This is a genomic window from Ketobacter sp. GenoA1 (assembly GCF_003671475.1).
In the GTDB taxonomy this organism is placed as follows: domain Bacteria; phylum Pseudomonadota; class Gammaproteobacteria; order Pseudomonadales; family Ketobacteraceae; genus Ketobacter.
In genome coordinates this window covers 274,171-301,145 of sequence record NZ_RCHM01000044.1, presented here as the reverse complement: position 1 = coordinate 301,145, position 26,975 = coordinate 274,171, and the positions used below count along the sequence as shown (strand labels likewise).

The 26,975-nt window shown below is 54.4% G+C and carries 26 protein-coding genes; 14 read left to right on the top strand and 12 right to left on the bottom strand.

Annotated features, from left to right (window positions below):
- From D9N13_RS20620 to D9N13_RS20610, 3 genes are all read right to left on the bottom strand, one after another.
- The coding region (locus D9N13_RS20620; RefSeq protein WP_290593849.1) for an IS3 family transposase at window positions 1-367 on the bottom strand (367 nt) is incomplete at its 3' end.
- A 92-nt stretch (window positions 368-459) separates the two neighbouring features.
- Window positions 460-768 carry a transposase gene (locus D9N13_RS20615; RefSeq protein WP_290593848.1) on the bottom strand — a complete coding sequence of 103 codons (309 nt, stop codon included), beginning with the start codon at window positions 766-768 and terminating at the stop codon, window positions 460-462.
- A gap of 150 nt (window positions 769-918) precedes the next feature.
- Window positions 919-2,352, bottom strand: coding sequence for a P-loop ATPase, Sll1717 family (locus D9N13_RS20610; RefSeq protein ID WP_290593847.1), 1,434 nt, complete (start codon window positions 2,350-2,352; stop codon window positions 919-921).
- A 965-nt stretch (window positions 2,353-3,317) separates the two neighbouring features.
- Between D9N13_RS20610 and D9N13_RS20605 the strand changes: the two genes are divergently transcribed.
- The 4 genes from D9N13_RS20605 to D9N13_RS20590 all read left to right on the top strand — a co-directional run bounded on the left by D9N13_RS20605 (window position 3,318) and on the right by D9N13_RS20590 (window position 6,374).
- Window positions 3,318-3,929 carry a hypothetical protein gene (locus D9N13_RS20605; RefSeq protein ID WP_290593846.1) on the top strand — a complete coding sequence of 204 codons (612 nt, stop codon included), beginning with the start codon at window positions 3,318-3,320 and terminating at the stop codon, window positions 3,927-3,929.
- Between the two features lie 245 nt (window positions 3,930-4,174).
- Window positions 4,175-4,810, top strand: coding sequence for a hypothetical protein (locus tag D9N13_RS20600; protein ID WP_290593845.1), 636 nt, complete (start codon window positions 4,175-4,177; stop codon window positions 4,808-4,810).
- Window positions 4,811-4,820: 10 nt separating this feature from the next.
- A complete protein-coding gene (locus tag D9N13_RS20595; RefSeq protein ID WP_290593844.1) occupies window positions 4,821-5,318 on the top strand; it encodes a DUF3592 domain-containing protein in 498 nt (165 codons plus the stop codon).
- A gap of 102 nt (window positions 5,319-5,420) precedes the next feature.
- A complete protein-coding gene (locus tag D9N13_RS20590; RefSeq protein ID WP_290593843.1) occupies window positions 5,421-6,374 on the top strand; it encodes an alpha/beta fold hydrolase in 954 nt (317 codons plus the stop codon).
- Here the strand turns inward: D9N13_RS20590 and D9N13_RS20585 are convergent.
- Window positions 6,319-7,155 (bottom strand): helix-turn-helix domain-containing protein, encoded by an 837-nt coding sequence (locus D9N13_RS20585; RefSeq protein WP_290593842.1) that lies wholly within the window; start codon window positions 7,153-7,155, stop codon window positions 6,319-6,321. The genes D9N13_RS20590 and D9N13_RS20585 overlap by 56 nt on opposite strands.
- A gap of 465 nt (window positions 7,156-7,620) precedes the next feature.
- On the opposite strand from D9N13_RS20585, the gene D9N13_RS20580 reads away from it, so the two are divergent.
- Both D9N13_RS20580 and D9N13_RS20575 read left to right on the top strand, forming a co-directional pair.
- The gene (locus D9N13_RS20580) at window positions 7,621-8,886 is read left to right on the top strand and encodes a hypothetical protein (protein WP_290593841.1); all 1,266 of its coding nucleotides are present in this window, start codon (window positions 7,621-7,623) and stop codon (window positions 8,884-8,886) included.
- A 12-nt stretch (window positions 8,887-8,898) separates the two neighbouring features.
- Window positions 8,899-9,324, top strand: coding sequence for a phosphate ABC transporter substrate-binding protein (locus D9N13_RS20575; RefSeq protein ID WP_290593840.1), 426 nt, complete (start codon window positions 8,899-8,901; stop codon window positions 9,322-9,324).
- A 46-nt stretch (window positions 9,325-9,370) separates the two neighbouring features.
- On the opposite strand, the gene D9N13_RS20570 is transcribed toward D9N13_RS20575, so the two are convergent.
- The 3 genes from D9N13_RS20570 to D9N13_RS20560 all read right to left on the bottom strand — a co-directional run bounded on the left by D9N13_RS20570 (window position 9,371) and on the right by D9N13_RS20560 (window position 11,830).
- A complete protein-coding gene (locus D9N13_RS20570; RefSeq protein WP_290593839.1) occupies window positions 9,371-10,195 on the bottom strand; it encodes an SDR family NAD(P)-dependent oxidoreductase in 825 nt (274 codons plus the stop codon).
- A 71-nt stretch (window positions 10,196-10,266) separates the two neighbouring features.
- Entirely contained in the window at window positions 10,267-11,091 is an 825-nt protein-coding gene (locus D9N13_RS20565; RefSeq protein WP_290593838.1) for a Crp/Fnr family transcriptional regulator, read from the bottom strand.
- A 100-nt stretch (window positions 11,092-11,191) separates the two neighbouring features.
- Window positions 11,192-11,830 carry a TetR/AcrR family transcriptional regulator gene (locus D9N13_RS20560; protein ID WP_290593837.1) on the bottom strand — a complete coding sequence of 213 codons (639 nt, stop codon included), beginning with the start codon at window positions 11,828-11,830 and terminating at the stop codon, window positions 11,192-11,194.
- Window positions 11,831-11,978: 148 nt separating this feature from the next.
- Between D9N13_RS20560 and D9N13_RS20555 the strand changes: the two genes are divergently transcribed.
- Window positions 11,979-13,760 (top strand): molybdopterin-dependent oxidoreductase, encoded by a 1,782-nt coding sequence (locus D9N13_RS20555; protein ID WP_290593836.1) that lies wholly within the window; start codon window positions 11,979-11,981, stop codon window positions 13,758-13,760.
- A gap of 6 nt (window positions 13,761-13,766) precedes the next feature.
- Window positions 13,767-14,252, top strand: coding sequence for a molybdopterin dinucleotide binding domain-containing protein (locus D9N13_RS20550; RefSeq protein ID WP_290593835.1), 486 nt, complete (start codon window positions 13,767-13,769; stop codon window positions 14,250-14,252).
- A gap of 29 nt (window positions 14,253-14,281) precedes the next feature.
- Here the strand turns inward: D9N13_RS20550 and D9N13_RS20545 are convergent, their stop codons facing one another.
- From D9N13_RS20545 to D9N13_RS20535, 3 genes are all read right to left on the bottom strand, one after another.
- Window positions 14,282-15,016 (bottom strand): TetR/AcrR family transcriptional regulator, encoded by a 735-nt coding sequence (locus D9N13_RS20545; RefSeq protein ID WP_290593834.1) that lies wholly within the window; start codon window positions 15,014-15,016, stop codon window positions 14,282-14,284.
- Window positions 15,017-15,049: 33 nt separating this feature from the next.
- Window positions 15,050-15,766 (bottom strand): TetR/AcrR family transcriptional regulator C-terminal domain-containing protein, encoded by a 717-nt coding sequence (locus tag D9N13_RS20540; RefSeq protein WP_290593833.1) that lies wholly within the window; start codon window positions 15,764-15,766, stop codon window positions 15,050-15,052.
- Between the two features lie 136 nt (window positions 15,767-15,902).
- Entirely contained in the window at window positions 15,903-17,618 is a 1,716-nt protein-coding gene (locus D9N13_RS20535) for an AMP-binding protein (RefSeq protein WP_290593832.1), read from the bottom strand.
- Window positions 17,619-17,766: 148 nt separating this feature from the next.
- On the opposite strand from D9N13_RS20535, the gene D9N13_RS20530 reads away from it, so the two are divergent.
- The 3 genes from D9N13_RS20530 to D9N13_RS20520 all read left to right on the top strand — a co-directional run bounded on the left by D9N13_RS20530 (window position 17,767) and on the right by D9N13_RS20520 (window position 21,188).
- On the top strand, window positions 17,767-19,554 hold the full coding sequence (locus D9N13_RS20530) for an FAD-binding protein (protein ID WP_290593831.1): 1,788 nt from the start codon (window positions 17,767-17,769) through the stop codon (window positions 19,552-19,554).
- A gap of 20 nt (window positions 19,555-19,574) precedes the next feature.
- Complete coding sequence (locus tag D9N13_RS20525) at window positions 19,575-20,351, top strand: SDR family NAD(P)-dependent oxidoreductase (RefSeq protein WP_290593830.1); 777 nt, start codon at window positions 19,575-19,577, stop codon at window positions 20,349-20,351.
- 81 nt (window positions 20,352-20,432) lie between these two features.
- Window positions 20,433-21,188: an SDR family NAD(P)-dependent oxidoreductase gene (locus tag D9N13_RS20520; protein WP_290593829.1), complete on the top strand. Its 756-nt coding sequence runs from the start codon at window positions 20,433-20,435 to the stop codon at window positions 21,186-21,188.
- Window positions 21,189-21,283: 95 nt separating this feature from the next.
- Here D9N13_RS20520 and D9N13_RS20515 read toward each other — a convergent pair whose 3' ends face one another.
- The gene (locus tag D9N13_RS20515) at window positions 21,284-21,640 is read right to left on the bottom strand and encodes a nuclear transport factor 2 family protein (RefSeq protein ID WP_290593828.1); all 357 of its coding nucleotides are present in this window, start codon (window positions 21,638-21,640) and stop codon (window positions 21,284-21,286) included.
- Between the two features lie 234 nt (window positions 21,641-21,874).
- Here D9N13_RS20515 and D9N13_RS20510 point away from each other — a divergent pair, with 234 nt between their 5' ends.
- From D9N13_RS20510 to D9N13_RS20500, 3 genes are read left to right on the top strand one after another with little or no spacing between them, the layout of a single operon-like run.
- Window positions 21,875-22,990: a Rieske 2Fe-2S domain-containing protein gene (locus D9N13_RS20510; protein ID WP_290593827.1), complete on the top strand. Its 1,116-nt coding sequence runs from the start codon at window positions 21,875-21,877 to the stop codon at window positions 22,988-22,990.
- Complete coding sequence (locus D9N13_RS20505; RefSeq protein ID WP_290593826.1) at window positions 22,987-23,406, top strand: hypothetical protein; 420 nt, start codon at window positions 22,987-22,989, stop codon at window positions 23,404-23,406. The genes D9N13_RS20510 and D9N13_RS20505 overlap by 4 nt, the downstream gene beginning before the upstream one ends.
- Window positions 23,403-24,167 carry a DUF1295 domain-containing protein gene (locus tag D9N13_RS20500; RefSeq protein ID WP_290593825.1) on the top strand — a complete coding sequence of 255 codons (765 nt, stop codon included), beginning with the start codon at window positions 23,403-23,405 and terminating at the stop codon, window positions 24,165-24,167. Before D9N13_RS20505 ends, D9N13_RS20500 begins: the two co-directional genes overlap by 4 nt.
- A 63-nt stretch (window positions 24,168-24,230) precedes the next feature.
- Here D9N13_RS20500 and D9N13_RS20495 read toward each other — a convergent pair whose 3' ends face one another.
- The gene (locus tag D9N13_RS20495) at window positions 24,231-26,825 is read right to left on the bottom strand and encodes a LuxR C-terminal-related transcriptional regulator (protein ID WP_290593824.1); all 2,595 of its coding nucleotides are present in this window, start codon (window positions 26,823-26,825) and stop codon (window positions 24,231-24,233) included.
- Window positions 26,826-26,975 lie beyond the last annotated feature (150 nt).

Sequence of the window (26,975 nt, the reverse complement as noted above, 5' to 3'; positions counted from 1 at the left end):
GCGAGAACAGATCCATCACCACCGCCAAATACAACCAACGATCCTTGACCCAGATATAGGTGATATCGGTCGTCCATTTCTCGTTTGGCTGGCAGGCAGAGAAGTCGCGCCACAGCAGGTTGTCCGATACATTATGCATCGTCAGGCTATGTCTAGGATACTTGAATCCCTTTCCATTCAAAGCCTTTATACCCTGCTCAAACATGATCTGAGCGACATAGTTGACGGAACAGGGATGACCAAGCTCCGTCAGTTCTTTCGCCAATCTTGGCGCTCCGTAAACCGCTTCAAAGGACTCGTAGGTGTCTTTGATTAGCGCCTCCATCTCTAATCGTCGCTGTGCCTGATCGCTAACAGGGCGTTCCATCCAGCGATAATAGCCGGACCTGGATACCCTCAGAACACGGCACATGAGCGCAACAGGATACTGATCAATGTACTCCCTGATTAAGGCGTACTTCACTTTTGGTCGTTCGCGAAGTACGCCGCTGCCTTTTTTAAAAATTCCAGCTCCTCTTTGAGCTTCTTGTTTTCCCGACGTAGTCTGCGCGTCTCCTCGCTCTCTTGCTTGGAATAATCAACACCATCTACCGTATTGAACTGCTTATCAGAAAGACGGGTGAACTGACGACGCCAGTTATAGATCTGCTGGGCACTCACTCCTAACTCTTTGGCAACCTGAGCAGTAGTAATGCCTTCTTTCGAGGCCCTGTTTACCGCTTCTCGGCGAAATTCTTCGGTATAAGCTTGGGTCTTCTTGCGTGCCATCTCGGACACCTCCATAGTGGTTAGTCTAACTATAAAGGATGTCTACTAATTGTGGGTAACACGGCGCTATAACGCCGCGCTCTGGGGCAAACTGGAGCGTAGCGTAAGTTTGTCCCAAGCAGCGCCTTGTTAACTGGCACGCGCGATAAACTATAAATTTTCTAGTACTTCCCTAAAGTCGTCAGGCTGAAGTGCCCACCGGAACGCAGGGTGGACCTCCCAGTCATAACCAAAATCGACAAACCTATTTGCAAGATATCGATTGTTTTCAAAGTACTTTCTGTCAATATGACCTCCGATATCCTTTCTCCCAGTCAGAAAGTTTACTTTGTATAGAAACGCAGCAAGGTCTTTAGTTGAGGCGTTTGCTCCAGATGAAAATTTAAATGCACCTTGAGACTGGATATCATTTATTTTCTTTAACAGCTGATCAGTTGTATACAAATAACTTAATGAAGCTTTTTTCTCCTTTTTGGATGGCTTCATCGCTAATAGAAGTCTCTCAATGTCAGGAAGTTCACTTCTATATTCATTCACAGTGTCTTGCAGCCGACCCTGAGAATACTCCTCAAATGAACCCTCAAGATCATCGGTATCGATTATGCTTCCGCGACGCCTTCTAGCATTTCGTGCTGCCAAGCTGCAGAGCTTAACCAAATCTCTTGGCCTCTGTCGAAGTAAAGATAGGATTACCTGGTGCATTGGAGCATTATTCCAGTGCCCCCTGCCCTGAAATCGCTCTTCGAATATGCCGTTTAACCTCCTGGCCAAAATATCTTGATTAGTCCCCATCAGAGTCAACTCATTAACTTCATTTCCAAAATACGTTTCGACTCTTTTAACTAGCATCACGAATATTTCATGGTTAGTCCATGAATACCAAATAACCGAACCTTCTATCTTATCTGTGGATTCATCTGATGTTCTAACTAAATAATAAACATCAGATCTCAATGAGATTTTAAAATTCAAGCCCGGATTTTCATTAGACAGATCTCTCACTGCATTTAATAGAGCAGATATTCTTCTGACTCCCTCTTTAGAGCCCTCCCATCCTCTATCCAAATCATCAATGTAAACTTGTATGGACTTTCTTTTGGAAAAACGATTAACTATCGATTCCCTAGCCGGACTAACATTCAATATTTCTGGATTATTAATACTATCCTGAAGAAAGTTTAATATTTTCCCTCCATACCCAGATAATCTCTCTTTCCACGATCCGTTTGTATTACCCAGTGAGCACAACGCCTTTTCAGCGATAATTTCGTTCAAACCATTCTTCCAGCTTCGGATTACTTTAAGAAAGTCTCTGTTCTCCTCGCCAAGATCAATTATGTCATCTGGTTTTATCAAAATTGACAGTTTATTTTGATCTTCATCCTCAGCCATTGACACCTGAAATAAAGCGGATTTCCCGATACCTTTATGGCCAACTAATATACGAAGGGGTAAGTCGGAATTTACTTCTTCGTAAGTTTTGCTTTTAAAGTAGTAAGAACGAAGTCTGTCGATGTTTTCATCTTCTGCCGCCTCGCTCCCGAAAACCTGTTGAATCTCTTGTTCCGAGAAAGATAATGACATTTTGTCTCCTTGAATATTTAGTCAATATTGGTTCGGCCAGTTAACGCTGAGGTAACCGGCCCAGCTGCGTTGTGCCGACATGTGGTAAAAGCGCAGCGACCACATGTTGGTGCGGCGTAGCTGGGTCCGCGTTGACCGGATAGTTAAAACGGTGCTGGAACCAACCTGCCAACAACCACGTTGTGGCGCGAGCGCGCCACCCTAAACTCAACGAACATGACAATTAGAATACCGTAATTGCCACCGCCAATGCACCCTACTACAACCTCGAAGAACGAGCAGTTTGATGGTCGACCTTCAACAGCCCGCCAGATCTATTAAGAACTACGCAATTTATGTCTCAGCGCCACTTGGATAATACGATTGCAACACTCGTTACTGGTAGAGTTCCACGAACGTGATCACTATCAGCCACTCAAATATTTGATACCACTACCCAAACTTATAGCGCTCCGGCGAAGCCGAATATCACTTAAAACGAATCAAACTACAGGGCACCATTTAACATTTATATCTATGTACCAAATTCACATATCCCCAGATATCACCATCATAACCATCCCTAGGTTGCCTATCTCTGGATCTAACGAACTCAGTAAACTTATCCCCAGAATTTACTTTGTTCATGCGTACTGAGCACCCTTATTTCCGAACTACATTTAAGTAAAGTGCCCGCGTATAAAAATGTGTCTACTGTTCTATCAATTTGTAAGGGGTCAGGATTGCAATAACGGTTTGTGATAATGAGCCACGCTTTTCCGACAGAAACATCTGGTCTCATTACCCCAATAGATGTCTGTCAGTATAAAGTCTGCTTAAAGATGCATCAAATACTTTACAATCCCCATCATTTTTACACGCCGCCCGTCTCTATAGTCGGAGCCCCGTTCCGGCCCCGGCTGCGTTTCCATCCTCCCGCGCCGGGGTGTTTTTTTCTAAATCCATAAACCAAAAGGACTTACATAATGAGTAGCACGGATTACGCTGCCAAGCTGGCGGCCATTGAGGCCATCAGCACGGATAGCATCAAAAAGCCTAACCTTCCTATCAAACACTACATTCAAGAGGCAGAGAACCTGTACCAGTGGGTGCAGCCGGATCAGGATGCGCCTGCGGCCTATGGGTTGCGTGATCAAATGTTGCGCACTATGCGCTATGCCTATCGCCATGATGAGGTGTTGTTGAAGCGGGTGGCGCAGATCGCTGAGGGTACGGGCCACGCCGATATGATTCAGGATTTGAATGATATTGCGATTCTGGGCCGCGCTCACCCTGAGCCGTTGCAGGTGGTGGGTGTGGGGGCCGAGCAGTTGCAGCAGGCTGCCACCACGGCGGATGCCATGGCCGAGTTGTTGGCCCAGGTGAATGGCGAGCGGGCAGGGGGCAACAGTGCCCGTGTGATTCGGGATCAGGCGTATATGCACCTGAAGGAGGCCGTGGATGAGATCCGCGCCTGTGGCCAGTTTGTGTTCTGGAATAGCGAGAGCCGTCAGGAGGGTTACCACAGCCGCTATCGGCGCTCCCAACGTCGCACCACCCCTTCCCCCGAGCCCATTACCGAAGAAACACCAGCGTAAGGGCTTCCCCGGGGCAAGTTGGTCGTCCCCCGTACAGCTTGGGCCTTCCCCCGGGGTGAATTGGTCGTCCCCCGTACAGCTTGGGCCTTCCCCCGGGGTAAGTTGGTTATCCCCCGTACAGTTCAGGGCTTCCCCCGGGGTTTTTACCCTTCCCACCACTGCCCCTGGGTATTCTTACTCTTGTCTTCACCAGTATTGGCGGTATACCTTGTGCGCTTACATTTTCTTTCCAAGGCAGGTTTCTTATGCAACTTCTCGGTCAAAACTATTGGGGCGGCGTCTGCGGCTTTGTGTCGGTGGTTCACGGTATTTTGTTGTCCAGCAGTGATAGCAATGCGCTGGATGGATTGAGTAAGAATGAGCTGGAATACAATTTGGGGTTGTCCGTTTTGGAGTTTTTGCGCTACGCCAAAGTGAGCAAGCCTGAGGTGGCCACTGAGATGGTGAATTTCACCCGGGCGTTTGGCGGCGCTCATGCAAATAAAACCATTGATTCACTGATTCAGGAATGCCAAACCGCCGTTCAGGCTATCAAGGGGGGCACGAATGGGAATAAGGCTACCGAGGCAGGTTGGGGTGTGGCGATGACCAAAAACGCCCTGAAGGAGTACATCAAATGGGTGGGTGGCACGGCCACGGAGGTGCCCCATACCGATGTGTGGAGCCAGCAGAATTTAAGAAATTTCAGGAATTGCGTGTGCGGTGTGGGTAATACAGCCCACAGGAACACGCAGTATCTGGGATTACGCCATTGGGTATACATCAATGAGGCGGGCCAGATGTACAACTGGGGGGCCACCACGGATCTGGCCAACAGCGCTGATCGCCCCTATCCCCGGGCTGATCACAACTATCTGGTGCATGTATTGAGCTTGGGGTAGGGGCCTTATTATGGCCATCGTTGATTACGTCCAACAGATGTGGAGCCTGGCCCGTGATGGGCAGGCTCAGGGCGTTTTCTTTTTTGCTGCGCTGTATGCGTTGGTCATGCTGTTGTATTCGCTGCGCTATCAAATCAAGGTGTCTTCCCGGCCCAGTGTAATGGGTGAATTGGTGGATGAGCGCATTAGGGAGTTTGGTTATGCCCATGCGCCCTCACAGAAGGATTATGTGGCCGCTGTATCGTACCGGTATGTTGTGGAAGGTAAGGAATATACCGGCAGCAAATTATCACCCTGGGTGTTTGTAACCAACAACAACGCCCGCTTTATTCTGAAAAAGCAGTTGCACTCAATGGGGCGGGATAGCAGCGGAAAGGTGGCGGTTTACTACGATCCGAAGCAGCCGCACAAGAGCTTTCTGGTTAAACCGGGGCGGTTCGGAAAACTCGTTACTGCCGTGTTGGCGGTGGTGCCGTGGGCGTTGTACTGGGTTCAATACTACCCATAGCCTGCTGAATAAAGCGGTATGGAAATTCGCGATACATTCATTCAAGTGGGCATAGGGCGGTGGATTTAGACTGGGATTCTATTTTATAGATGGAACCCTGTTATGAATAATCACCCTACCGGAACGGATAATCTGAAAAATCTCTGGCATCAATCCTGTACCCGCCTGATTAAGGGGGTAGGCCGTCGTTGGGCCGGGCTCGAGCGTAGATCGATCGAGCTTGAGCAGGGGCGCAAGTACGCCTATTACGATAATAATCGTCAGGGGAAAGACGTCGTTCTGCTGATTCATGGCTTCAATGCCGACAAGGATCATTGGATTCCTTTGGCTTCAAGGTTAAAACAATATCATATTATTGCACCGGATTTATGTGGCCATGGTGATTCCTGGTATGAGGAATCCTATACCCATGACATTCCCTTTTATGTCAACGAATTGAAGAATTTCGTTGATGCCTTGGGCTTGCAGCGATTCCATATGGTGGGCAATTCAATGGGCGGATGGATTACATCGCTCTTTTGTGTAGCCTACCCTGAAGATGTGCGTAGTGTGGTGTTGTTGAATTCGGTCGGCGTTAAGCCGCCAGTGGTTAGTCCGTTTTTTAAAGCGCTGTCTGAAGGTAAAAATCCGTTCTTTTTCTCCAATCAGGCGGAATTCGATCTGCTTTTGAAGATATCTGTGGCAGATGTTTCCGCAATTCCAAAGTCGATAAAACAGGTTTCCTATCAAGAGGGGCTTGAGCGTATGGACAGGGCCAGAAAACTCTTTGCCGATATTATGGATGAAGATGAACGGCTTACTCACCCGGATCAAATGGTGGATAGTGTGCTCGCGAATATCATGCAGCCTGCGCTGATTGTTTGGGGTGATAAGGATGGCATCATGGATTCATCAATGGCGGACGTGTTTCAGCGTGGGATTCCCAACAGTCAGGCCGTTATTATGAGTAATGTAGGGCATGTACCCATGCTGGAATGCCCAAAAGAAGCCGGGCGTTACATTAAGGGGTTTCTGGGTAGCCAGGTTCCACTGTCGGTGTCGTTGGCGGCGCAATGATGTGGGCGCGAATGGTTTTGTTGAACAGTGAGCTGGGGCCGATGCCCCACATGTTCTGAAAGGTTCTGGTGTAGTGAGCGGAGTCGGCGAATCCGGCGCTGTAGGCGGCATCTGTCAGGTTTTGGCCGCTGCTGATAAAAATCATGGATTCATACATACGATGCCATAGCCGGAGCCGGCGTATGGGCATCCCGGTTTGCTGTTTGAAGCGTCGCATCAGAGTGGGAACGGACATGCCAACCATGTTGGCCAATTCAGTGATTGGAATGTTGTCCTCGAATTGATTTTTGATGGCGGCAACCGCAACGGCAATTTCCTGGTCAGTCAGAATCAGGTCGCTCTGATTCCCAAACGTATAATCCAGTAGTGCCGTCAGTTGAGTGTAGGTGGGTGATGAATCAGAAGGTTGTTGGTATAGCTTGGTTAACAGTGCGCGAAAGTCCGCTTCTTCATTCAGATCGCAGTAGGCGCCATCCCTCGTATGCGCAGCGGAGAAATGATAGGTAAACATTTTATAGTCTTCACCTAATACATCCAGGTGGAAAACTGCAACCGCTTGGATGCCGGTGTTAATCGTAACCTCGGCATTAGGTGGGATGAGAAAGCTATATCCTTCCAGGGTTCTGTTCGCCAGCCTTGCTTGGATGGGCTTGCCCAGACTGATGATCAGTGTCGCTGCACCGTAAGCCACTTTGAGGGGGCGCGGCAGTTTGCCCAGAAAAAGCGTGCGCTTTTCCCAGGGGTACATATAAGCAGGTGGTTTTACCAAAGTGGTATTCATCAGTTGGTGATAGCCGTTTGCATCGGTGTATTTTTATTTAATCACACAGTGATTATTTTTTTAGATTGTTTTCTTATTTTATGTCAGTGTCGCAAACCCAGAGGTAATAACGATTATCGCTGTCGGTTTTACGTCACTATGGCCTGCGTCCAAATGATTGCGGCTATCCTGTTCGTTTTCAAGGAAAATTCACGGATGCTTTCGGTATCACTTTGCTGTTCTTTTGTTGCGGTTGCGGCAGATGATCGGTTTGTTCAATTTCATCGGATTTTGCTGTTTTATAATGTCAACCGGAGCCTCTCTTTCTTGGCGAAAAACCCATAAATAACAATGATTTGCTTGTTTGTTGAGCGTGTAGACCTCTGCTAGATTTTGATCTCAATGTAGGTGTGAAGTTCCGAACTTCACGCTTCATACGGTGCCGACGCAGTTGCGGTTCCTGTTGGTCATAGCGGAGTGATAAAGATGAAAAGACGGTTACTGGTTATATTTGCCCTTGGTTTGTTCGCCATGGGTGTTTTGTGCCGGTCGGCGTACGCCGATATGGATTTAGAGGAAAGGGTGCGGATATCCGGATTTGGTACGGTTGCTTTTGCGTTGAGCGATGATCAGGATTCTGACTACCGAGCCAATATTGAACAGAGTACCGGTGTTGGCAGCAGCAATAACCCTGATGGTGGCTTGGATAGCATCTTTGGTGCACAGGTTGATGTGGCTATTACGTCCAAGCTCACGGCCACCGCTCAGATTATTTCCCGCAGGCTCTCGGATTACAACAGCACTCAGCCTTACTTTGAATGGGCCAATCTCAAATACGATGTCAATGAACAGTTGTATCTGCGTGCCGGACGTTTTGTTGCGCCGACCTTTTTAGTGTCTGAATCGCGCATGGTGGGCTATGCGCAGCCCGCCGTGCGCCCCGTTGCTGAGGTGTATTTGCTAAGCCCCATCTCTTATATGAATGGCTTCGACACCGGTTATAAATTTCTATGGGGTGATTCGCTGGTTAAGTTGCGAGCCGGATTCGGCTCTTTAAATCAAGAGATTAATCAGGTCAACGGGACCCTGGATTTCACTTTCGACATTAAGTCATTCGATGCAACCTTTGAAAAGGGTGGCTCCAAGTTCAGGATTGGTTATCAAAATTTCAAAATGGACGTCAAGAACGATGCATTGGAATTATATGATGTGGCCATGGACATGTTGGAGGCCAACGGCGTAGCCAATGCAGCGTTGATTCATGACCGAATGCAGCGTCTGGATGTGCCGACCGATTTCATCAGTATCGGTTATATGTATGACGAGGGCGGGCTCTTCGTTCAAACTGAATATGCCCGCAGAGAGTTTGACTCCGATTTTGCCCAGAGCCTGGACGGGGTTTATTTTCTGGGAGGCTATCATTTCGGCAACGTATCCCCTTATTTCTCGGTTAGTAAGCTGATTCATCGCAATCAGGCCAAGTTCCCTGATCTTGATACCTCCTCAATAGATCCTGGTTTGGGTGGTTTGGTGAGTGCGGTCAATGCCGGTTCTGAATTTCTTATTGAGCGTGATGCGGTTGGTGCGGGTGTGCGCTGGGATATTTCCGGTGGCTATGCGCTGAAAGCCCAATGGGATTATGTGATGAAACCAAAGAACACTGCAGCAGAGTTTGTAAATTACACGCCGGAATTTTTTGCTCAATCCCGCGATATCAACATTATTTCAGTTGCACTGGATTTCATTTTTTAGGAGGACATGAATATGACACGCATACTTTCTTTTGTTAGTCCTCTTTTGCTGATGGTGATGCTCAATATAGCCCACGCTGATGTCGTGGTGGTGGTCAGCAAAGACAATCCCGTTTCGGAGCTGACGCAACAACAGGTGGAACGTATTTTTCTGGGTAAACTCATGCAGTTCCCCGATGGGCGCAGCGCCATTCCCCTGGATATGCCTCACAATGCACCGGTGCGTGATGATTTCTACGAGCGGACTACGGGCAAAACGGATGGCCAGGTACGTTCCTATTGGTCAAGATTGATTTTCACGGGTGGTGGTGTGCCCCCGAAGATGGCGATGTCCTCGGAGGATATGTTAAGACTGGTTGCGGATAACCCCAACACCGTTGGCTATGTTGCAGCCGGAGAGATTAATGATGCGGTAAAAGTGGTGTGGACACCTGAGTAATAGCAGGTTCATGGCGCGGGCCTGGTTGGGTGCAGGCCCGCATGCTTTATTTCGCAATGCTTTTTCCAAACCCCCACTGGAACGGCCGGTGAATGGCGCTCGGAAACAGGCGTTTCAGCCAATCCCCCAGATAGGAATCAAACCCCACCCGTACCTGCATTTTGTTTTTCTGCACCGCGTGCACCACTTTTTTTGCCAGCTTTTCCGGTGGCATTCCATAGCGTTCCATGAGGCCCGCCAGTTTGTTGGTGGTGGCCATGTTGCTACCGGATTTGCCGGCAGCGCTGCGTAAGATGTTGGTGCGAATGGTGCCGGGGTGAATGCTGGTAACGCCGATTTGGTAGTGGGCCAGTTCCACCCGCAGGGTTTCGCTCAGGGATTTCACCGCCGCTTTGGTAAGGCAGTAGGTGCTTTGGTTGGGCATGCCCAGATAGCCCGCCAGGCTGGAGGTGTTGATGATGTGGGCCTCATCCTGTTTTTTCAGGTAGGGCAGAAAATAATAGCAGCCATAGAGTACACCCCACAGGTTGATGCCCATGACAAAATCGATGTCCGCTTCGGTGTTCTGTTCAAAGGTTTTGTTGATGGTGACTCCGGCGTTGTTGAACAGCAGGTGAATGGCACCGTGCTGTTGTTCGATGGTTGCCGGTAAAGCTTTCATGGCCTCCCGATCCGCCACATCGCACAGGTGGGTGCTGATGCGTTTGTCGGTGATGCGGGCAAGGGTGTCGGCGGTTTCCTGCAGGGCTGCTGCGTTGACATCCACCAGCGCCAGATGACAGCCCTGTTCGGCAAAGGCGCACGCCAATGCACGACCGATGCCGCTGCCGGCACCGGTGATGACGGCCACTTTGTTGTGGAATGATTTCATAGCCTGTGTTGCCCGCGAGTCGTGTTGTTGTTTGCTCAAGACTATAAGCGAGGCCAGCCATTTATGCAATGCTATTGCATAAATGGCTGTGGGGTGTGTTCAAAGTGTTCCTGCAGGGCGGCGATATTCAGTGACACGATGCGGCGGCCATGAATCCGGCACAGCGCCAGGCGCTGAAAACGGGACAGGATCCGGCTCACGGTTTCCATGGCCAGGCCCAGATGGTTGGCCATATCGCGCCGTGACATGGGCAGCGAAAAATCCAGGATGGGCAGTTGCAGGCGGCGGCGATGCAAGGCGTACCGCAGCAGCAGATAGGCCACCCGCTGTTCTGCTGATTTGTGGTTGAGAATGGCCATGGTGTGCTGATTGCGTTCGATTTCCCTGGCCATCATGCGGAAAACGTGATGCTGCAGGCTGGGCACACTGCTGCTGAGTTTCTCCAATTGCGCAAATTCTATGGCGCAGACGCGGGCGTTGCCCAGTGCCAGGCAGGAGGTGGTGTAGTGGTGGGTGTTGATGCCGTCCAAACCGAACACATCCCCGGGAAAGAAAAAGCCGGTGATCTGTTCACAGCCGCCGGCGTCCAGTAATACGGTTTTGACCGCACCCGATTGCACGATGAAGACGGAATTGAAAACGTCGTCCTGGCGGAACAGGTACTCCCGCCGCAGCACGTGGATCTCCTGGTGGCGGATCAGGTTGCTCAATACGGAATCCCGCAACGACGCCGGTTGGCCGGAGAACAGGGCGGGTAAACAGTGCTCATTAAGGCCACAGGACCGGCACGGGTGTGATGGTGTGATGTGGGGTTGTCCTGGGGGGGGGTGCTGGCTGAGTGTTTGGCAATCAATGGTTTCGACGCTGGCGCTGCCGATTTTGGTTGCTCCGTTCATGAAGCGGCCTCCGAGTCCATTCGATTTTTATTTTACGATTCCCTCAGTGTAGACCCGCCTCTGTGTTTTTAAAGCGCCCGGGCCAATCTTGCCCGGCGGTCTAAGTCTGCGATTGGGCTATGGCCTGTTCCAGCAGGGGGATCAGCTCACGCTGGATCTCGTGCAGTGGTTGTACCGAGCGTTGGGCCCGGCACAGGGCGATGCTGCCTTCCACCGCGGCCACCACCAGGGTGCAGAGGGATTCTGCCCGGCGCGGGGTAACCCCCTCCCGTTGCAGTGCGTGTTTGAGCAAGTGGTGCCAGTCATTGAACACCTGATTGGTTTTCTCCCGCAGGCTGCCCAAGCCCGGAATAGGCTGATCCTCGCCATCGTAGGGTTCCACCGCCGCCACCAGAATCGGGCAACCGGCATCAAACTGGCTGTCCTCCAGCATTTTGCCCCACTGTGTCATAAAGCTGGCCAGCCCCCGCACGCTGCCCTGGGATTCCAATACCTGCCCCAGGGGCACCGAAACCTGCTCACCCGCAAATTGCACAGCCTCCACCAATAGCTGGTGTTTGCCACCGGGAAAATGGTGGGGAATGGCACCACGGGAGGCTTCCACATGGCCCACCACATCCCGCAGGCTGGTGGCGTTCAGCCCTTTGCGGCGGATCAGGTCGGCGGTTCCGGCCACCAGTCGCTTGCGGGTATTGGCGCGCTTTTTTGGTGGAATAGGATTGACTATGTCATCTGTCATAGTTAGTCTCTGATAAATTATGCCATTTGGCATAGTTTAATGGGTGCAAGGGGCATTGGCCAATAATCAGGCACGATGCCTGTGCATTGCCAATGCGCTGTGGGCCCATTCTACTGACTGATTTGCAAACTGCCATCGGAGAACGCCCATGACTGCTGACGTGACTGCCTGCATCCTGTGTTCCCGCAATTGCGGGCTCAGCGTGGAAACCGACGGCCGCCGTTTGGCCCGTATCAAAGGGGATCCGAATCATCCCCTGTCGAAAGGCTATGTTTGCCAGAAGGCGGCGCGCCTGGAGCATTATCAGAATAATGCGGATCGTCTGAGCCAGCCCTTGCAGCGGCAGGCCGATGGCCGTTTTGTGCCGGTGTCCTGGGATGAGGCGCTGACCGATATCGCCCAACGCCTGCAGGCCATTCGCAGCCGCCACGGGGGCCAGGCCTTTGCCACCGCCGGTGGTGGTGGCCAGGGCAATCATATGGGGGGCGCCTATCTGGCACAGATTCGTGCCGCCATGGGCAGTCACCAAAATTACAATTCCCTGGGCCAGGAAAAAACCGGTGATTTCTGGGTGAACGGGCGTCTGTTCGGGCGCCAGGATTGTCATACCACAGAAGATGTCGAGGAAAGTGATTATGTGATTTTTTTGGGCTGCAATCCGTACCAGTCCCACGGTATTCCCAATGCGCGGGATACCTTGAAGGCCATTAAAAAAGACCCTGCCCGCACCATGGTGGTGATTGATCCCCGGGTCACGGAAACCGCCAAACAGGCGGACATTCATTTGCAATTGAAGCCCAGCACCGATGCCTATCTGCTCAGTGCCATGCTGGCCATCATTGTGCGGGAGGGGCTGCACGATCAAGCCTTTATCGAGCAGCACTGTACCGGTTTTGAGGCAGTGGAGGCCATGCTGCTGTCGGTGCCGATTGATAACTACATTGCCCGCACCGGAGTGCCCGAGGCGGATGTCTATAGAGTGGCCCGGGGTTATGCCCGGGCCCGGGCCGGATGTATGCGGGTGGATTTGGGGATTCAGCATTCATTGCACACCACCCTGAACGGTTATCTGGAAAAGTTGTTTTACCTGCTGTGCGGGCACTTCGGTAAACCCGGCGGCAATAATCTCCACAGCAGCCTGATCCCGATACTGTCCCACACCGATGAACGCAATCCGCGTATCAAGAGCAGCGCCTATCATCAGATGTTTCCGGTGTCCGGCATTTTGCCGCCCAACATTCTGCCGGATGAGATTCTGCAGGCCGGTGAGGACCGTATTCGGGCGATGATCGTGGACAGTTGCAATCCGCTGTTGACCTGGGCGGATACCGCCCGCTATGAAGCGGCCTTTGGCGCCCTGGAACTGTTGGTGGTGGTGGATGTGGCGATGACCGAAACCGCGCGCCTGGCGCACTATGTGTTGCCGGCCGCATCGCAGTTTGAAAAATGGGAATTCACCGGTTTCAACCTGGAGTTTCCTGCCAACGCCTTTCACCTGCGGCACCCGCTGTTCAAGCCCTTTGCCAGTACTCTGCCGGAGCCGGAGATTTATACCCGGCTGCTGGAATACATGGGGGAGCTGCCCACCTCCCTGCCGTGGCTGTCACGGGTGGCGCGCCATGAACCCCGGGCCGGGTTGCACCTGGGGTACATGGCTGCGCTGGCGGCTACCCTGGCCCGTCAGCGTCATTGGGTGCCCTATGCCGCCTCGTTGCTGTATCGCACACTGGGGCCGCAGTTGCCACAGGGTGCCGCGGCGGCGGCGTTGTTGCTGCCCCTGTGCCTGGCTTACGCCAATCAGTTTCCCCAGGCGGTACGTCGGGCCGGTCACCGGGGCAACCGGCTGACGCTGGGAGCGCGTCTGTTTAAAACCATATTGGCGCAGCGCTCCGGTGTGGTGTTCAGTGTGCACCGGTTTGATGAGGTGTGATCGCTGGTGAAAACCAAAGACCGGAAAATTCATCTGCAGATTCCCGAGATGCTGGCGGAATGGGAGCGGCTTGGCCAATATGCAGACCCGGCCCTGGACTATCCCTTTATTCTGATGGCGGGGGAGCGGCGCAGCTACAACGCCAATCAGATTTTCCGCGACCCCGGATGGCGCAAGGTGGATCACGATGGTGCCTTGCGTCTGCATCCGGCGGATGCCCGCACCCTGGGTTTAAAAGCGGGGGATCGGGCGCGCTGTGAATCCGCCCATGGCCAGGTCGAGGTGGTGGTGAGCCTGGATGACAGCGTGCAGCCGGGGGTGGTGACGCTGCCCCACGGTTATGGTGCGCGCTTCAATAATGGTGACCCGCAGGGCCCGCAGTTGAATCGGCTGGTGTCGGGAACCCATTGTGATCCGTTTTCACGGACGCCCTACCACAAATTCATCCCGGTTCATGTCTATCCGCTGGATGCCGCTGACGCCGTGGGGTGAGGAGGGCCGGGGGAGTGCTGGCGGTGCCGCTACTGTTTCCTGCTCTTTTTCAGCTGTTTTTTGTTGTCGCTGATCTGGTGGGTCAGGGTGTTCAGGATCAAATCCATTTCGTTGGTGAAGGCACGGCGGCTGTCGTGCATGTCTTCCATCATGGCCTGGCCGCACATCAGTAACCAGGGGTAGGCTTCCACCGTGGACTGGGCGTTGCTGATGTCTTCCATATCCGGCACGGTGCCTTTTTTAATGGCTTGCCAGATGCTGGGGAACACGGTTTCGATGCCTTGCTCCCGCACCGGAATCAGAATGTTGCTGCCGGTGGCCAGTTCGGAAAGGGCCGCGTGGGCGGTGAGCGCCTGTTTGGGGGTGAGCCCGGCGTTGATCAGTACGCCCAGGGTTTCGTTCTGCCAACGCAATACGGCGGGGCCGAAACTGGTGGCGTGGGTCATGTACTGAATCATGTTGGGGGCGCTGGCGTAAGCATCCCACATGCGCAGAAACGAGGTGCGCAGCCATTGCTGCCAATCCTTGGGATCGATGTCGTCGGGCACCAGGCGGCTTTCCAGCATCACCTTGTCGATCACCGCGGCGGTCAGTTCATTTTTATCTTCAAAGTATTTGTAGATGGCCATGGGGGTCACTTTCAGAACCGTGGCGATCTTGCGCATGCTCAGGGCGTTCAGGGGATCCTTCATGGCCAGTTTGAAGGCAGCGTTGACGATCTTGTCCCGTGACAGGGCACTTTTACGAAGTTTATTGGCAGCCATTAGTGGGCGCGTCTCTACAGCAATGGGTTTTAATTACAGCTTTTTATCCGGGTCGCTGGGGGCACCTTTTTGGCAGGCGATACCGGCAATGGCATAGTGAATAATGGATTTAAAGTTCACATCCCGATCCAGATCCCGCTGGCTCAGGTTGACGGTGCTGAGGGTGGGCAGGCGATCGGGGTGGGCATCCAGATTCTGGAACAGCCGGCTGTAGTACGGCGCATAACCACTGCGTGCTTCTTCGATGGTCTGCAGCTCTTGTTGCACATAGCCGGTAATGGTGGTGATGAGAAAACTGTGGGCCAGCAGGGCGGCCCGGGGTTCAAAACCGAACTTCACCAGAATGCTGGCTTCCTGCTCCAGGTTGAGAAAATCCGGATCCAGTGCGGCCTGCACAAAATCCAGCAGATCCGGGTGCTGCAGCAGCGCCTGGCGGTAGTAATCCGCCAGAACTTTCAACCAGCTCTGCCAGGTGTGCCCCTTCGCGGGTGGCAGGGCCGGCAGGTCGCTGCGCGACAGCGATGCCCGAATCCGGCGCAGGCCGTCAATGCCGCCCACATGCCGATACAGGGTGGTGACGTTGACCCCCAGATAGTCCGCCACATCCTTCATGGAGATGTCTTCCATCTGGGCTCCCACCTCCCTGACCGCGTTTTCAATTTTTTCCATATCAATGGAGGGGGTGCGGCCACGGCGGGATTTACCCCGGCTGCCGGCTTGCATAAAGGTGTTGGTCTTGGTGACGCTCATGTAGGTTCCTGTATGTGGAATCAAACCTGTGTTTAGGATCAAACCGGGTGGCGGCTAACCACAGCGGCCTCGCTATTGTAGCGAAATTTGCAAAATGTCTGCAAAAAAGCCGCCATTTTTTATATCGAAACAGGCATTATGCCGTTGCCGTGGCCCCTTGCAGCGCACTGACCATGGCTTCACGCATCTTGAATTTCTGCACCTTGCCGGTCACCGTCATGGGGTATTCCTCCACAAAGCGGATGTGGCGGGGCACTTTGAAATGGGTGATCTGGTCGCGGCAAAAGTCTTTGATGTCTGCCTCGGTGAGCGTGGCACCCGGGCGGGTTTTGACCCAGGCACAGATTTCCTCGCCGTATTTGCTGTCGGGTATGCCGAATACCTGCACATCCTGTATGTCCGGGTGGGTATACAGAAACTCCTCCACCTCGCGGGGGTAAACGTTTTCCCCGCCCCGGATGATCATGTCCTTGATGCGGCCCACGATCCGTACGTAGCCTTCGTCATCCATGACCGCCAGATCGCCGGAGTGCAGCCACTGATCGGCATCGATGGTGTCCGCGGTTTTCTCCTCATCATCCCAGTAACCCTGCATCACCGAGTAGCCGCGGCAGCAGAGCTCGCCTTTCTCACCCAACGCCACGGTGTGGCCGTCGCTGTCGATGATTTTGACTTCCTGGTGGGGGCCCACTTTGCCGACGGTTTCGCAGCGTTTCTCCAATGGTGCGTCGATGGCGGTCATATGATTGACCGGGCTGGTTTCCGTCTGGCCATACATGATGGTGACATCCTGCATGTGCATGCGGGCGATGACCTTGCGCATGACCTCCGCCGGGCAGGGGCTGCCGGCCATGATGCCGGTGCGCAGGGAGGACAGATCGTATTGATCGAATCCGGGGCTGTCCAGCTCGGCGATGAACATGGTGGGTACTCCATGCAGCGCGGTGCAGCGTTCTGCCTGCACGGTATCCAGTACTGCCTGCGGTTCAAAGGCCTCACTGGGGAATACGGCCGTGGCGGCATGGGTGAGGCAGGCCAGGTTACCCATCACCATCCCGAAACAATGGTACAGGGGCACCGGAATGCATAAGCGATCCTGCGCGGTCAGGTGCATCCCCTGACCCACCTGATAGCCGTTGTTGAGGATATTGGAATGGGTGAGGGTGGCGCCTTTGGGGCTGCCGGTGGTGCCGCTGGTGAACTGGATATTGATGGCATCGGTGGGCTGCAATTGCTGGCTCAGGGCCTGCAGGCGGCTGTAGTCGGATTCGGTGCCGAGCCTGCATACCGCATCGAAGTTGTACATGCCGGGGCTTGCTGTGTCCCCCATTCGAATCACGGTGCTGAGGTGGGGCAGTTTGGCCGCGTTCAGCTGGCCCGGGGCGCAGTGCTGCAGCTCCGGAGCCAGTTGGTTGAGCATGGTCAGATACTCGCTGGTTTTAAAACGTTCTGCGCTGATGATGACATTGCAGGCCACCTTGTTCAGAGCGTACTCCAGTTCGTACAGGCGGTAGGCCGGGTTGATGCACACCATGATGGCGCCGATTTTGGCGCTGGCAAACTGGGTCAGGCACCACTCCACCCGGTTGGGGGACCAGATACCAATGCGGTCACCCGGTTTTACGCCCAGGTTCAGCAGGCCGGTGGCCAGCCGGTTGATTTCATGCAGGTATTCGGCATAGGTCCAGCGAATCCCCTGGTGGCGAACCACCAATGCTTCGTGATCCGGGTGCCCGGCGGTGATCCGGTCCAGGCACTGGCCGATGGTTTCGCTCAGCAGTGGCTGGTTGGCGGGCCCTTTTAAATAGCTGATTCCATTCGGTGTCATGCTCGACATTGTGTCCCCTGTCATGGCGGTGTCCTTGTTGTTGTTTTTGGATGATATGGCTATAGCAAATCAAATATACAATTAATTTGCAATATTATTGCATAAATGTTCTGAAAACTTATAATGAGCGCAACGGAGATAATAAAAACGCCAAAACAAGAGGTGAAAGCCCATGCCAGTCAGCGCCGTTGAATCACAGGATAACAGTCAATTTGATCAGGAGGTGGATGTTCTGGTGGTTGGCTCTGGAGCCGGTGCGTTGACGGCGGCGGTGGTGGCCCGGGTGGAAGGTTGTAAAGACGTGCTGGTGGTGGAAAAAAGCGCGCAGTATGGCGGTACCTCGGCCATGTCCGGGGGCGGTATCTGGATTCCCAACAGCCATTACGCCCGCGCCGAGGGGGTACAGGATTCTGCCAAAGAGGCGCTTACCTATCTAAAGGCGGTGATCGGCGATGAGGTGTCGGAGGCGCGCCTGCGTGCCTACGTGGAAAAAGCCCCCGAGATGCTGGAATACCTGGCGCGCCACAGCCGGGTGGCGTTCGAGCCGGTACCCTATTCGGATTACTATCCGGAGATGCCCGGTGGTAAAGAAGGCCACCGCACCCACCAACCCCTGCCGGTGAATGCCCGCCATCTGAAACAGGCGTTTCGCCAACTGCGGGAACCGCCACCCCAGGTGCTGGTGGCCGGCAAACTCACCATGACCATGAAAGAAGGGCGGGCGTTTCTGACCCAGGCCAAAGGCTGGATGTGGACCGCCGTGATGATGGCGTTGCGCTACTACCTGGATATCCCCGGCCGCCTGCAGGGCAAACGTTCCCGGCGCCTGACCATGGGCAACGCCCTTATCGGCCGCCTGCGCTGGTCCATGTTGGAGCAGGGCATCGCGCTGTGGTTGAACGCCCCCATGGCATCCCTGATCGAGGAAAACGGTGTGGTGTTGGGGGCCGTGATCAATAAAGAGGGGCGCCCGCTGCGGGTGCGAGCCCGCAAAGGGGTGGTGATCGGTGCCGGCGGTTTTGAGCATAACCTGGAAATGCGCAAGCAGTATCTGCCCCAGCCCACCAACCCGGAGTGGAGCGGATCGCAAACCAACAATACCGGCGACGGCATTCAGGCGGCCATGAAGATCGGTGCCCAAACCGATTTGATGGCACACGCCTGGTGGGCTCCCTCGGTAAAAATTCCAAAGTGGGATCGCCCCTATGTCATCTTTGCCGAACGCTCCCTGCCGGGTTTGGTGATCGTGAATAAAGCCGGTAAGCGTTTTCAGAATGAAGCGGCCCCTTATCTGGAATCGGGCCTTGCGTTCTATACCCAGAACAAACCGCAGGAACCGACGTTTCCTTCCTATGTGGTGTTTGATGCCACCTTCCGCAAGAAATTTCCCTTCGGCCCCATACCACCGGGCTATTCCATGCCGGATAACCGCATTGCCAAGCGGGTGTGGGACGTGCTGGTGAAAGCCGACAGCCTGCAGGCCCTGGCGGAAAAAATCGGAGTGGATGCTGCAGGATTGCAGGAAACGGTGCGCAAAAACAATGAATACGCCAAAAGCGGTGTTGATCCGGAGTTCCATCGCGGTGAAAGTTACTACGATCGCTACTACGGCGATGCCCGCACCCACCCCAATCCCTGCATTGCCCCCATCGCGGAGGCGCCGTTCTATGCCTTGCCCATTCACCCCGGTGACATCGGTACCAAGGGCGGCATACTGACCGACCCCAACGGTTGTGCCGTGGATGAATCCGGTGAGGTGATTCCCGGTTTGTACGTCATTGGTAACTCTGCCGCATCGGTGATGGGCAGCAAATACCCCGGCGCCGGTGCCACCCTGGGGCCCGCCATGACCTTCGGTTATCTGGCGGCCAGGCACGCGGCCAAGCAGCAGGATGTGGCGCAGATCAGCAGAGCCACCGCAGCGCCTGGTAAGTCGCCCCAGCCGGCGGTTCAGGTTTAACCAACACAGAGGATAGGGATATGACGCTCGCTCAGGAATTTGATCAAGGTGCCAGCCTGGTATTCGGCGGCAGCGGTGGCATTGGTGCCGCCATTGCCACCCGCATCGCCCAGGGTGGCAGCGACGTTGCCATTACCTACCGCTCCAACCGGGAGCGGGCGGAAGCGGCGGCGGCCACCATCGCCGAGTTGGGGGTGGCCTGCACCATTCATCAGGTGGATATTGCAGATAAGGCGCAAATTGTTCAGGCCATTACCGAGGCGGCACAGCGGCATAAGCGCCTGCACAGCGTGGTGGTGGCGGCCGGATCGGATATCAAGCAGCCGTTTCTGGCGGATGTCACCGATGCGCAGTGGGAAGAGGTGATTGCCGGGGATCTGAACGGTTTTTTCCGTATTGTAAAAAATATTATTCCGCATTTTCGTGCCCATGGCGGTGGTTCGCTGGTGCACATTTCATCGGCGGGGTTGGGCCGAACCCCGCCCCGTGATGTGTTGTCGGTGGCACCCAAAGCGGCCAATGAGGCGTTGGTGCAATACCTGGCGAAAGAGGAAGGTGTGCACGGCATCCGCGCCAACAGTGTGGCGGTGGGGGTGATTGAAACCGGCATATTCAAGCGGCTGGAAGCGGAAGGTGTGTTTGATGCAGCCTGGAAAGAGGCAGTGCTTTCCACCTTGCCCCTGAAACATTTCGGGCAGCCGGAGGACATCGCCGAAGCCGCCGCTTTTTTTGCCTCCAACCGTTCAAAATACGTGACCGGCCAACTGTTGTTTGTGGATGGCGGCTATGCTGTTTAGATCAGAACAGATTGCTGCCGTCACCGGAACGGTCTTGCCGGCGATTGCAAACCAATAACAAAATATTGGAGTAAGACAACAATGAAACGATATGAAGACAAGGTTGCCCTGGTAACGGGCTCCGCCTCCGGCATGGGGAAAGCAGCAGCGGTACGCCTGGCGGCCGAGGGCGCCAAAGTCATCCTGGGGGATGTGAATGAGGAAGGCAATCAGGCCACCGCAGCGGAAATCGATGCCGCCGGCGGTGTGTGTCGGGCGGTTACCTTCAACGCCATGGATGAGGCCTCCTGCAAGGCGCTGGTGCAAACAGCAGTGGATACTTTCGGCCAGATTGATGTGGTGGTGAACGCGGCGGGCATCGCCGGGTTTTATCATCTGGAAGAGCTGACCAGCGAGATCTTCAATCGCATCATGACCATCAATCTCAACTGCACCTTCATCATTTGCCGTGAAGCGATTCCGCATTTGCGCAAAACCAAAGGTAACATCATCAACTTTGCGTCACTGAATGCCAAGGTGATGACCGCGTATCAAACCGCCTACTGTGCCTCCAAAGCAGCGGTGGCAGCCATCACCAAATGCATGGCGCAGGAGTTTGAGGCCGACGGCATCCGCGCCAATATCATTTGCCCCGGTGGCATTGAAACACCACTGGTGGCCAATATCCGTTTCCCTGAAAACATCAACAAACGGCTGCTGGCGAATCTGCATCCCTTAAGCCGTCGCGGCACGCCGGAAGAAGTGGCGGCACTGGTGGCGTTCCTGGGTTCCAGTGAAGCCAGTTACATCAGTGGTGAAGATATCTTTATCGATGGCGGCTCCCGTTCAGCCATGTGACCCGTTCAGCCATGTGATGGTGATCAGCAGACGCAGGGCAGGCGGGGTGGAAGATCGCGCACCCCGCTCACTCTGCCGCTGGGGCGACTGTTTCCTCAGTAGCGATTTTCAGCTCCCCAATAAGCCCGCATGGATGCCACCTTGCCCTGGTCATCGAATTCGAACACGTCGATGACCTCCATGGTCACCGGTCCGATTTTGGCCTGGAAGGGAAACGCCGCCGCCTTGCCGGCGCAGCGAATGGCGCCGGTCAGTTCCAGTTTTACGCCCATGCCTTTCAGCGCACTATAGAATTTCATAATGGCATCAATGCCTTCGTGGGGTGGTGTACCCACCGGGTCTTCCACCGTGCCATTGTCGGCATAGATCTCACGGATCATGTCGAAATCTTCTGTGCTGATGGCTTTGATATAGTTTTCAACCGCTTGCTTCATGTGGGCCGAATCGGTCATGTGCTGTCCTCTTATGGAGCGTTGTTTTATCAGGCGTAGTTGTATCAGGTTTTGTTATTATAAAACTATATTTGCATTATGGTTGCAAAAATACAAGGGCGATAGTAGCGTGGACGGGAGAGAAGTTTTGCTTTTAAGTATACGCTGTATACTTAAGTGGGAAATGGCGCTATAGTGACGCCATCGATGAGCACATCACAATAAAAAAAGATCGACGCCCCGGAGGAGAGCATCATGAGCAAGTACGCGAGAATAGAAGCCGCCCCAGTTGAAGAACGTTACGCCCGTGGTTGGTATTGTTTGGGCAAGGCGGTGGATTACGGCAGTAAACCGGTTGCGCTGAATTACTTCGGCACCAAGCTGGTGGCCTACCGGGGTGAAGATAACCAGCTGATCGTACTCGATGGCTACTGCCCCCATATGGGCGCGGATCTGGCGCAGGGTTATGTGGAAGGCAATTCCATTCGCTGTGCCATGCATGCCTGGCGCTGGGGGGAGGATGGCGTGTGTGACGATATTCCCTATGCCAAAAAAATCCCGGCCAAAGCCTGCATCAAACCCTGGCCCACCCTGGAACGCAACGGCATGGCGTTTGTGTATCACGACCCTGAAAATAATCTGCCCATTGCCGAGCAGTTGCCACCGCTGATTGAAGAATGTGGTAATGGTGAGTGGTCGGATTGGGAGATGGTGCTGATCCCCATCGAGACCAACTGCCGTGAGCTGGTGGACAACATGGCCGACAAGGCTCACTTTGGCCCGGTGCATGCCTCGGCCGCGTTGAAATTTGAAAACACCTTTCACAAGCACATGTGTGTGCAACACATGGAAGGCAAAAGCCCGCGGTTGGCGGGGGATTCCATTCTCACCACCACGGCAACCTATTATGGCCCCGCCTATATGATTACCGAGATGAGCGGCGAGATGAACGGCGTGCCGGTACAGTCCAAATTACTGGTGAGCCATATTCCCACCTCCACCGAAAGTTTTGACTTGCGCTTCGGGGTGATGGTGAAACTGTTCCCCGGCATGAGCCAGGCCGATTGCGATGCCATGGTGAAAGGCTATGTGGAACTGACCCAGCAGGCATTTTTTGAAGACGTGGCGTTCTGGCATACCAAGAAGCGGGTGGATAATCCGGTGCTGTGTGATGGCGATGGCCCCATTCACAAGCTACGTCAGTGGTATAACCAGTTCTATGTGGATATTGCCGATGTGCCGGATACCTGGAATGAATCCAGAACCTATTCCGTCGACGCCTTTAACCCCATTCCCGAACAAAAAATGGCAGCACCGATGGCAGGTGAGGAATCGGCCAGCAATACCCACGCGGCGGCCCTGGAAGCATGACCGGCGGTGCCGCAGCCCCCGGGCTGAAAGTGTTTTCCAGTGTCTTGATCGGCTTGGGTGTGGCGTTGTGGGCAGTTTATCTGTTGTATTTGCCCATGCCGCAGTGGTTCCAGTCGGAGGCTGCATTGCAGCAGGCCGGTGTGGTGGATCCAGGCATGATCTTGTATAGCCTGGCCACGGCCGGTGCTGCCCTGGTAGTGTGGGGGCGTGTTCTGGCGTGCGCGGATGAGGCCGGTGTCGGCCGCGCGCAGTTACTGTCGGCATCGGCCCTGGGCATGTTGTTGCTGGGGCTGATGCGTGTTGGCACTGTGCTCTTTCCCCATGGGCCGTTTCGCGAGTGGTGGGTGTTACCCGTTACGGAGTGCATTGCTTTCTCGCTGCTGGCCTGGTTGTTGTTTCGTATGGCCAGATCATGACTGAAAATTTTGTATTCAATGCCCTGTTGGTGGCCGTGTTCGCCAGTGCGCTGATCACCGTGCTGCTGTTGTTGTTTGTTAATGCACCCTATGGCCGGCACCAGAGCAGCGGTTGGGGGCCAACCATTCCCGTGCGCTTGGGTTGGGTGTTGATGGAATCGCCCGCCAGCCTGGTGTTTTTCTATTTTTATTTTTCCGGTGCGCAGGCATGGCAGCCGGTACCACTGCTGCTGATGCTCATGTGGCAACTGCATTATGTGCATCGCTCGTTTATTTATCCGTTTCAGATCAGGGTGAAACCGGGTTCCCGCACCACTGCGCTGGTGATTGCGCTGGGCTCACTGTATTGCGGCATCAATGGCTATCTGAACGGCGCCTACATTTCTCACTATGCGGATCATCTGACGCAGGATTGGCTGACCGATCCACGCTTTATTGGCGGAGTGGTGTTATTTGCGTTCGGCTATTTTCTTAACAAGCAATCCGATCGCATACTGCGGGCATTGCGGCAGAACAACCCCGGTGAATATCAGATCCCCTATGGCCTTGGTTTCCGCTGGGTGTCCATGCCCAATTATCTGGGTGAAATCATTACCTGGAGCGGGTTTGCCCTGGCCAGTTGGTCGTTGGCGGGATTGTCGTTCGTGGTGTTCACTATGGCCAATCTGGTCCCCAGGGCGTTGGCCAATCATCGCTGGTATCAGGAAACCTTCAGCGATTACCCCAAAGATCGGCGGGCGGTGATTCCCTATATTCTGTAGGCGGCGCGACCAATTAACAGGTAGCCCCCAATCAACAGAGAGCCCCTGATCGAGAGAGAACGCTTACTGAATCAATCCCAGCTCGCGGCCCCGGGCCACGGCCTGGGTGCGGCTTTGCACGGCCATCTTCTCGTAAATGTGGCGGATGTGGGCTTTGGTGGTGGTGAGGGCGATGTGCAGCGAATCGGCAATGGCTTGATTGCGATGGCCAACGGCGATCAGGTTGAGCACTTCCAACTCCCGGTTGGTGAGGGGCTCCGGCAGAGGGTTTTCTGCTGCTGAGTTGACGATGGCCGCCTGCCACCAGCCCTGATGCCCTTGTTCCTGCAGGCGCAACAGGGCTGGTTGTAAAAAGGAATGCTCATCAAAGAACATCTGGTAGTACTGCGCCGTGGCGGCGCAACGGATGGCGTTGAGCAGGGCATCGGCCGCGGCGTCCCATTCCCGGTGATGACTGTGGACGATGGCAATGGTCAGTAATGCCCTGGTTTTGTTGATCAGTCGCCCCTGGCGGGTGGTCGCGTCGATTATCTGTTCCAGCAGCGTCAGCGCTTTATCCCGCTCGCCGTTCAGGGCGTAACAGCGCGCCAGAATGATGCGTTCTTCTTCGGTGGCAAAGCGCAGGTTGCCCTGCAGCCGCGCTTCGTTGTCCCGGGCCCATTGTAAGGCCTGCGCAATGTCGCCTTTTTGCAGGTGAAGAATGGCGCGAATCATCTCCGGATCAGGGGACATGGCGGACCAGTGGCTTTGATCCTGAGCCATCTGGTTTTCGCCCGCCGCGGTGCAGGCGAAAGCCTCTTCCCACCGGCCTTCACCGGCCAGAATCACAGCGTGCATCAGATTGATCAGCGCGCTATGGCCGTTTTCAGCCCCCTCCTGTTGCAACTGCAGCAGTGGGTGCAGGGCCTGTCGCGCTTTCGTCAGCTGCCGGGTTTCCCGATAGATGGTGACGTAAAGAATATTCTGCCAGTGATCCAGTTGTGCCTCGCATTGGCCGTGCTGCAACAGCCAGTGGCGGGTTTCTTCCAATACCGCCAGGGCTTTGGGGGTAAATCCACTTTGAAAGTACACATGGGCCAGCATGATCGACACCGACAGCGCGCAAAAATAGTTTTGTTCCTGGTAGGCGGCACTCAGGGCCTGCTCCATATACGTGCGTGTGTGGTGGGTTTGACCGTTCTGGTATTGCTCAAGCCCCATGGCAAACAGGGTGACGGCGTTGAGATCCTGCGCCTGGGCGGCGGATTGCTTCATGGCCAACGCAGACCAGTGTGCGGCGTTCTCTTCATCACCGCGGAAGCGGGCGATATGGGCACGAAACACCAGAATCTGGGTACGCAGTGCGGCGTGGTCGGTGCCTTGCAGCAGCTGGTCTGCCTGATTCAAGTACGGCTCGGCCTCGGTTACCCGTTCGGTGCAAAACAGGGTCCAGGCCTTGATCAGCGCCAGCTTGGGCCGTTGCGTTATGGTGTGCTCCGGCAAACGGTTCAGCCACCAGTTGAGGGATTCATTTTTGCCTGCCAGCATGCGCGATACGCCCAATTCCTCGATCAGGTCGGCGGCGTCATCCCATAATTGCGCCTGAATCAGGCAGTAGATGGCCTCCTCTGCATCACCGGCTGTCATAAACCAGTTGGCGGACTGGCGCAGGAACTGGCGCAGGGAATCCGGAATCAGTTTGCGCGCCAGGTTTTGGATGTTCTCGCGAAACAGGTCGTGAAAGCGGAACCAGACGCCGTCTTCATCCAGAGGGATGAGGAACAGGTTGTTCTGTTGCAGGTGCTGCAGACTCTCTTTCACCGGGCAGTCAGGCAGGTCGGAGAGGGCGAACTCACACAGTGGCAGGTTGAAGCGACGTACCTGGGTGACGTGCAGCAGAAACTGTTGAATGGAGCCCGGTTGGCTGGCCAACACTTCCTCCGCCAGATAGTCCATCATGGTTTGGTTGCGGCTGCGGGTCAGCCATTGCGCCTGTGCAGAATCGTCATCCTTGATGGACAACCCCGCCAATTGCAGCGCCGCTGCCCAGCCTTCGGTCTGATTGTGCAGCGCGTGGATGGTGTCGGCGGGCAGGTTCAGGCGCAGGGTTTGCTGCAGAAAACGCTCGGTTTCGGTGGACTGAAAACAGAGCTCCTGGGCAGCGATTTCAATCAGCTGATGGCGCACCCGGCGCCGGGGTACGTGAATCTGCGGTAAGCAGCGGGAGGTAATCACGATGTGCAGGTTGCGGGGCAGGCGGTCCAAGAACCAACTTACCTGTTCCATGAGGTGACTTTCCTGGATGCAGTGGAAGTCGTCCATGACCAGCACCTGCAGCGTTTTTGAGGCGCAATCTTGGCAATAATTAATGAGCTTGATGATGTGATCTTCTGCTGACTGGGCCTGTGCTTTATCCGCAATGTCCGGGCCCAGTGCCGCGCACACATAGCGCCAGAAGCGCTGGGGCTCGTTATCCTGCGGGTCCAGGGACAGCCAGTAATAGGGATTGCCCAGGGTGTCCAGCCATTGTTTTGCCAGGGTGGTCTTGCCATACCCGGCGGGGGCATGGATCAGGGTCACCTGGCCGGGTTGTGGCGATCCCAGGCGCTGCAACAGGCGCTGCCTGGGGATGGCATTGTCGCGGATAGGTGGTGCGTAGAATTTTGTCTTCAGTAACATAATCAGACGGTTGCAGCCTAGTTATTGTTTTTATTGCGATTTTGGTTTTGGGTAGCCGGTGGCGGCACACGGCTGGCCGGATCGAACAAAAATCCGGCCTATGGGAAGGATAACGGAAATGTTTGTGACGGTGTGAAATGATTTTTTACC

What these genes read in the sequence shown, in the direction of transcription:
- D9N13_RS20615 (WP_290593848.1), bottom strand. Translation starts at nt 768, where the DNA reads ATGGCACGCAAGAAGACCCAAGCTTATACCGAAGAATTTCGCCGAGAA.
- D9N13_RS20610 (WP_290593847.1), bottom strand. Translation starts at nt 2,352, where the DNA reads ATGTCATTATCTTTCTCGGAACAAGAGATTCAACAGGTTTTCGGGAGC.
- D9N13_RS20605 (WP_290593846.1), top strand. Translation starts at nt 3,318, where the DNA reads ATGAGTAGCACGGATTACGCTGCCAAGCTGGCGGCCATTGAGGCCATC.
- D9N13_RS20600 (WP_290593845.1), top strand. Translation starts at nt 4,175, where the DNA reads ATGCAACTTCTCGGTCAAAACTATTGGGGCGGCGTCTGCGGCTTTGTG.
- D9N13_RS20595 (WP_290593844.1), top strand. Translation starts at nt 4,821, where the DNA reads ATGGCCATCGTTGATTACGTCCAACAGATGTGGAGCCTGGCCCGTGAT.
- D9N13_RS20590 (WP_290593843.1), top strand. Translation starts at nt 5,421, where the DNA reads ATGAATAATCACCCTACCGGAACGGATAATCTGAAAAATCTCTGGCAT.
- D9N13_RS20585 (WP_290593842.1), bottom strand. Translation starts at nt 7,155, where the DNA reads ATGAATACCACTTTGGTAAAACCACCTGCTTATATGTACCCCTGGGAA.
- D9N13_RS20580 (WP_290593841.1), top strand. Translation starts at nt 7,621, where the DNA reads ATGAAAAGACGGTTACTGGTTATATTTGCCCTTGGTTTGTTCGCCATG.
- D9N13_RS20575 (WP_290593840.1), top strand. Translation starts at nt 8,899, where the DNA reads ATGACACGCATACTTTCTTTTGTTAGTCCTCTTTTGCTGATGGTGATG.
- D9N13_RS20570 (WP_290593839.1), bottom strand. Translation starts at nt 10,195, where the DNA reads ATGAAATCATTCCACAACAAAGTGGCCGTCATCACCGGTGCCGGCAGC.
- D9N13_RS20565 (WP_290593838.1), bottom strand. Translation starts at nt 11,091, where the DNA reads ATGAACGGAGCAACCAAAATCGGCAGCGCCAGCGTCGAAACCATTGAT.
- D9N13_RS20560 (WP_290593837.1), bottom strand. Translation starts at nt 11,830, where the DNA reads ATGACAGATGACATAGTCAATCCTATTCCACCAAAAAAGCGCGCCAAT.
- D9N13_RS20555 (WP_290593836.1), top strand. Translation starts at nt 11,979, where the DNA reads ATGACTGCTGACGTGACTGCCTGCATCCTGTGTTCCCGCAATTGCGGG.
- D9N13_RS20545 (WP_290593834.1), bottom strand. Translation starts at nt 15,016, where the DNA reads ATGGCTGCCAATAAACTTCGTAAAAGTGCCCTGTCACGGGACAAGATC.
- D9N13_RS20540 (WP_290593833.1), bottom strand. Translation starts at nt 15,766, where the DNA reads ATGAGCGTCACCAAGACCAACACCTTTATGCAAGCCGGCAGCCGGGGT.
- D9N13_RS20535 (WP_290593832.1), bottom strand. Translation starts at nt 17,618, where the DNA reads ATGACAGGGGACACAATGTCGAGCATGACACCGAATGGAATCAGCTAT.
- D9N13_RS20530 (WP_290593831.1), top strand. Translation starts at nt 17,767, where the DNA reads ATGCCAGTCAGCGCCGTTGAATCACAGGATAACAGTCAATTTGATCAG.
- D9N13_RS20525 (WP_290593830.1), top strand. Translation starts at nt 19,575, where the DNA reads ATGACGCTCGCTCAGGAATTTGATCAAGGTGCCAGCCTGGTATTCGGC.
- D9N13_RS20520 (WP_290593829.1), top strand. Translation starts at nt 20,433, where the DNA reads ATGAAACGATATGAAGACAAGGTTGCCCTGGTAACGGGCTCCGCCTCC.
- D9N13_RS20515 (WP_290593828.1), bottom strand. Translation starts at nt 21,640, where the DNA reads ATGACCGATTCGGCCCACATGAAGCAAGCGGTTGAAAACTATATCAAA.
- D9N13_RS20510 (WP_290593827.1), top strand. Translation starts at nt 21,875, where the DNA reads ATGAGCAAGTACGCGAGAATAGAAGCCGCCCCAGTTGAAGAACGTTAC.
- D9N13_RS20505 (WP_290593826.1), top strand. Translation starts at nt 22,987, where the DNA reads ATGACCGGCGGTGCCGCAGCCCCCGGGCTGAAAGTGTTTTCCAGTGTC.
- D9N13_RS20500 (WP_290593825.1), top strand. Translation starts at nt 23,403, where the DNA reads ATGACTGAAAATTTTGTATTCAATGCCCTGTTGGTGGCCGTGTTCGCC.
- D9N13_RS20495 (WP_290593824.1), bottom strand. Translation starts at nt 26,825, where the DNA reads ATGTTACTGAAGACAAAATTCTACGCACCACCTATCCGCGACAATGCC.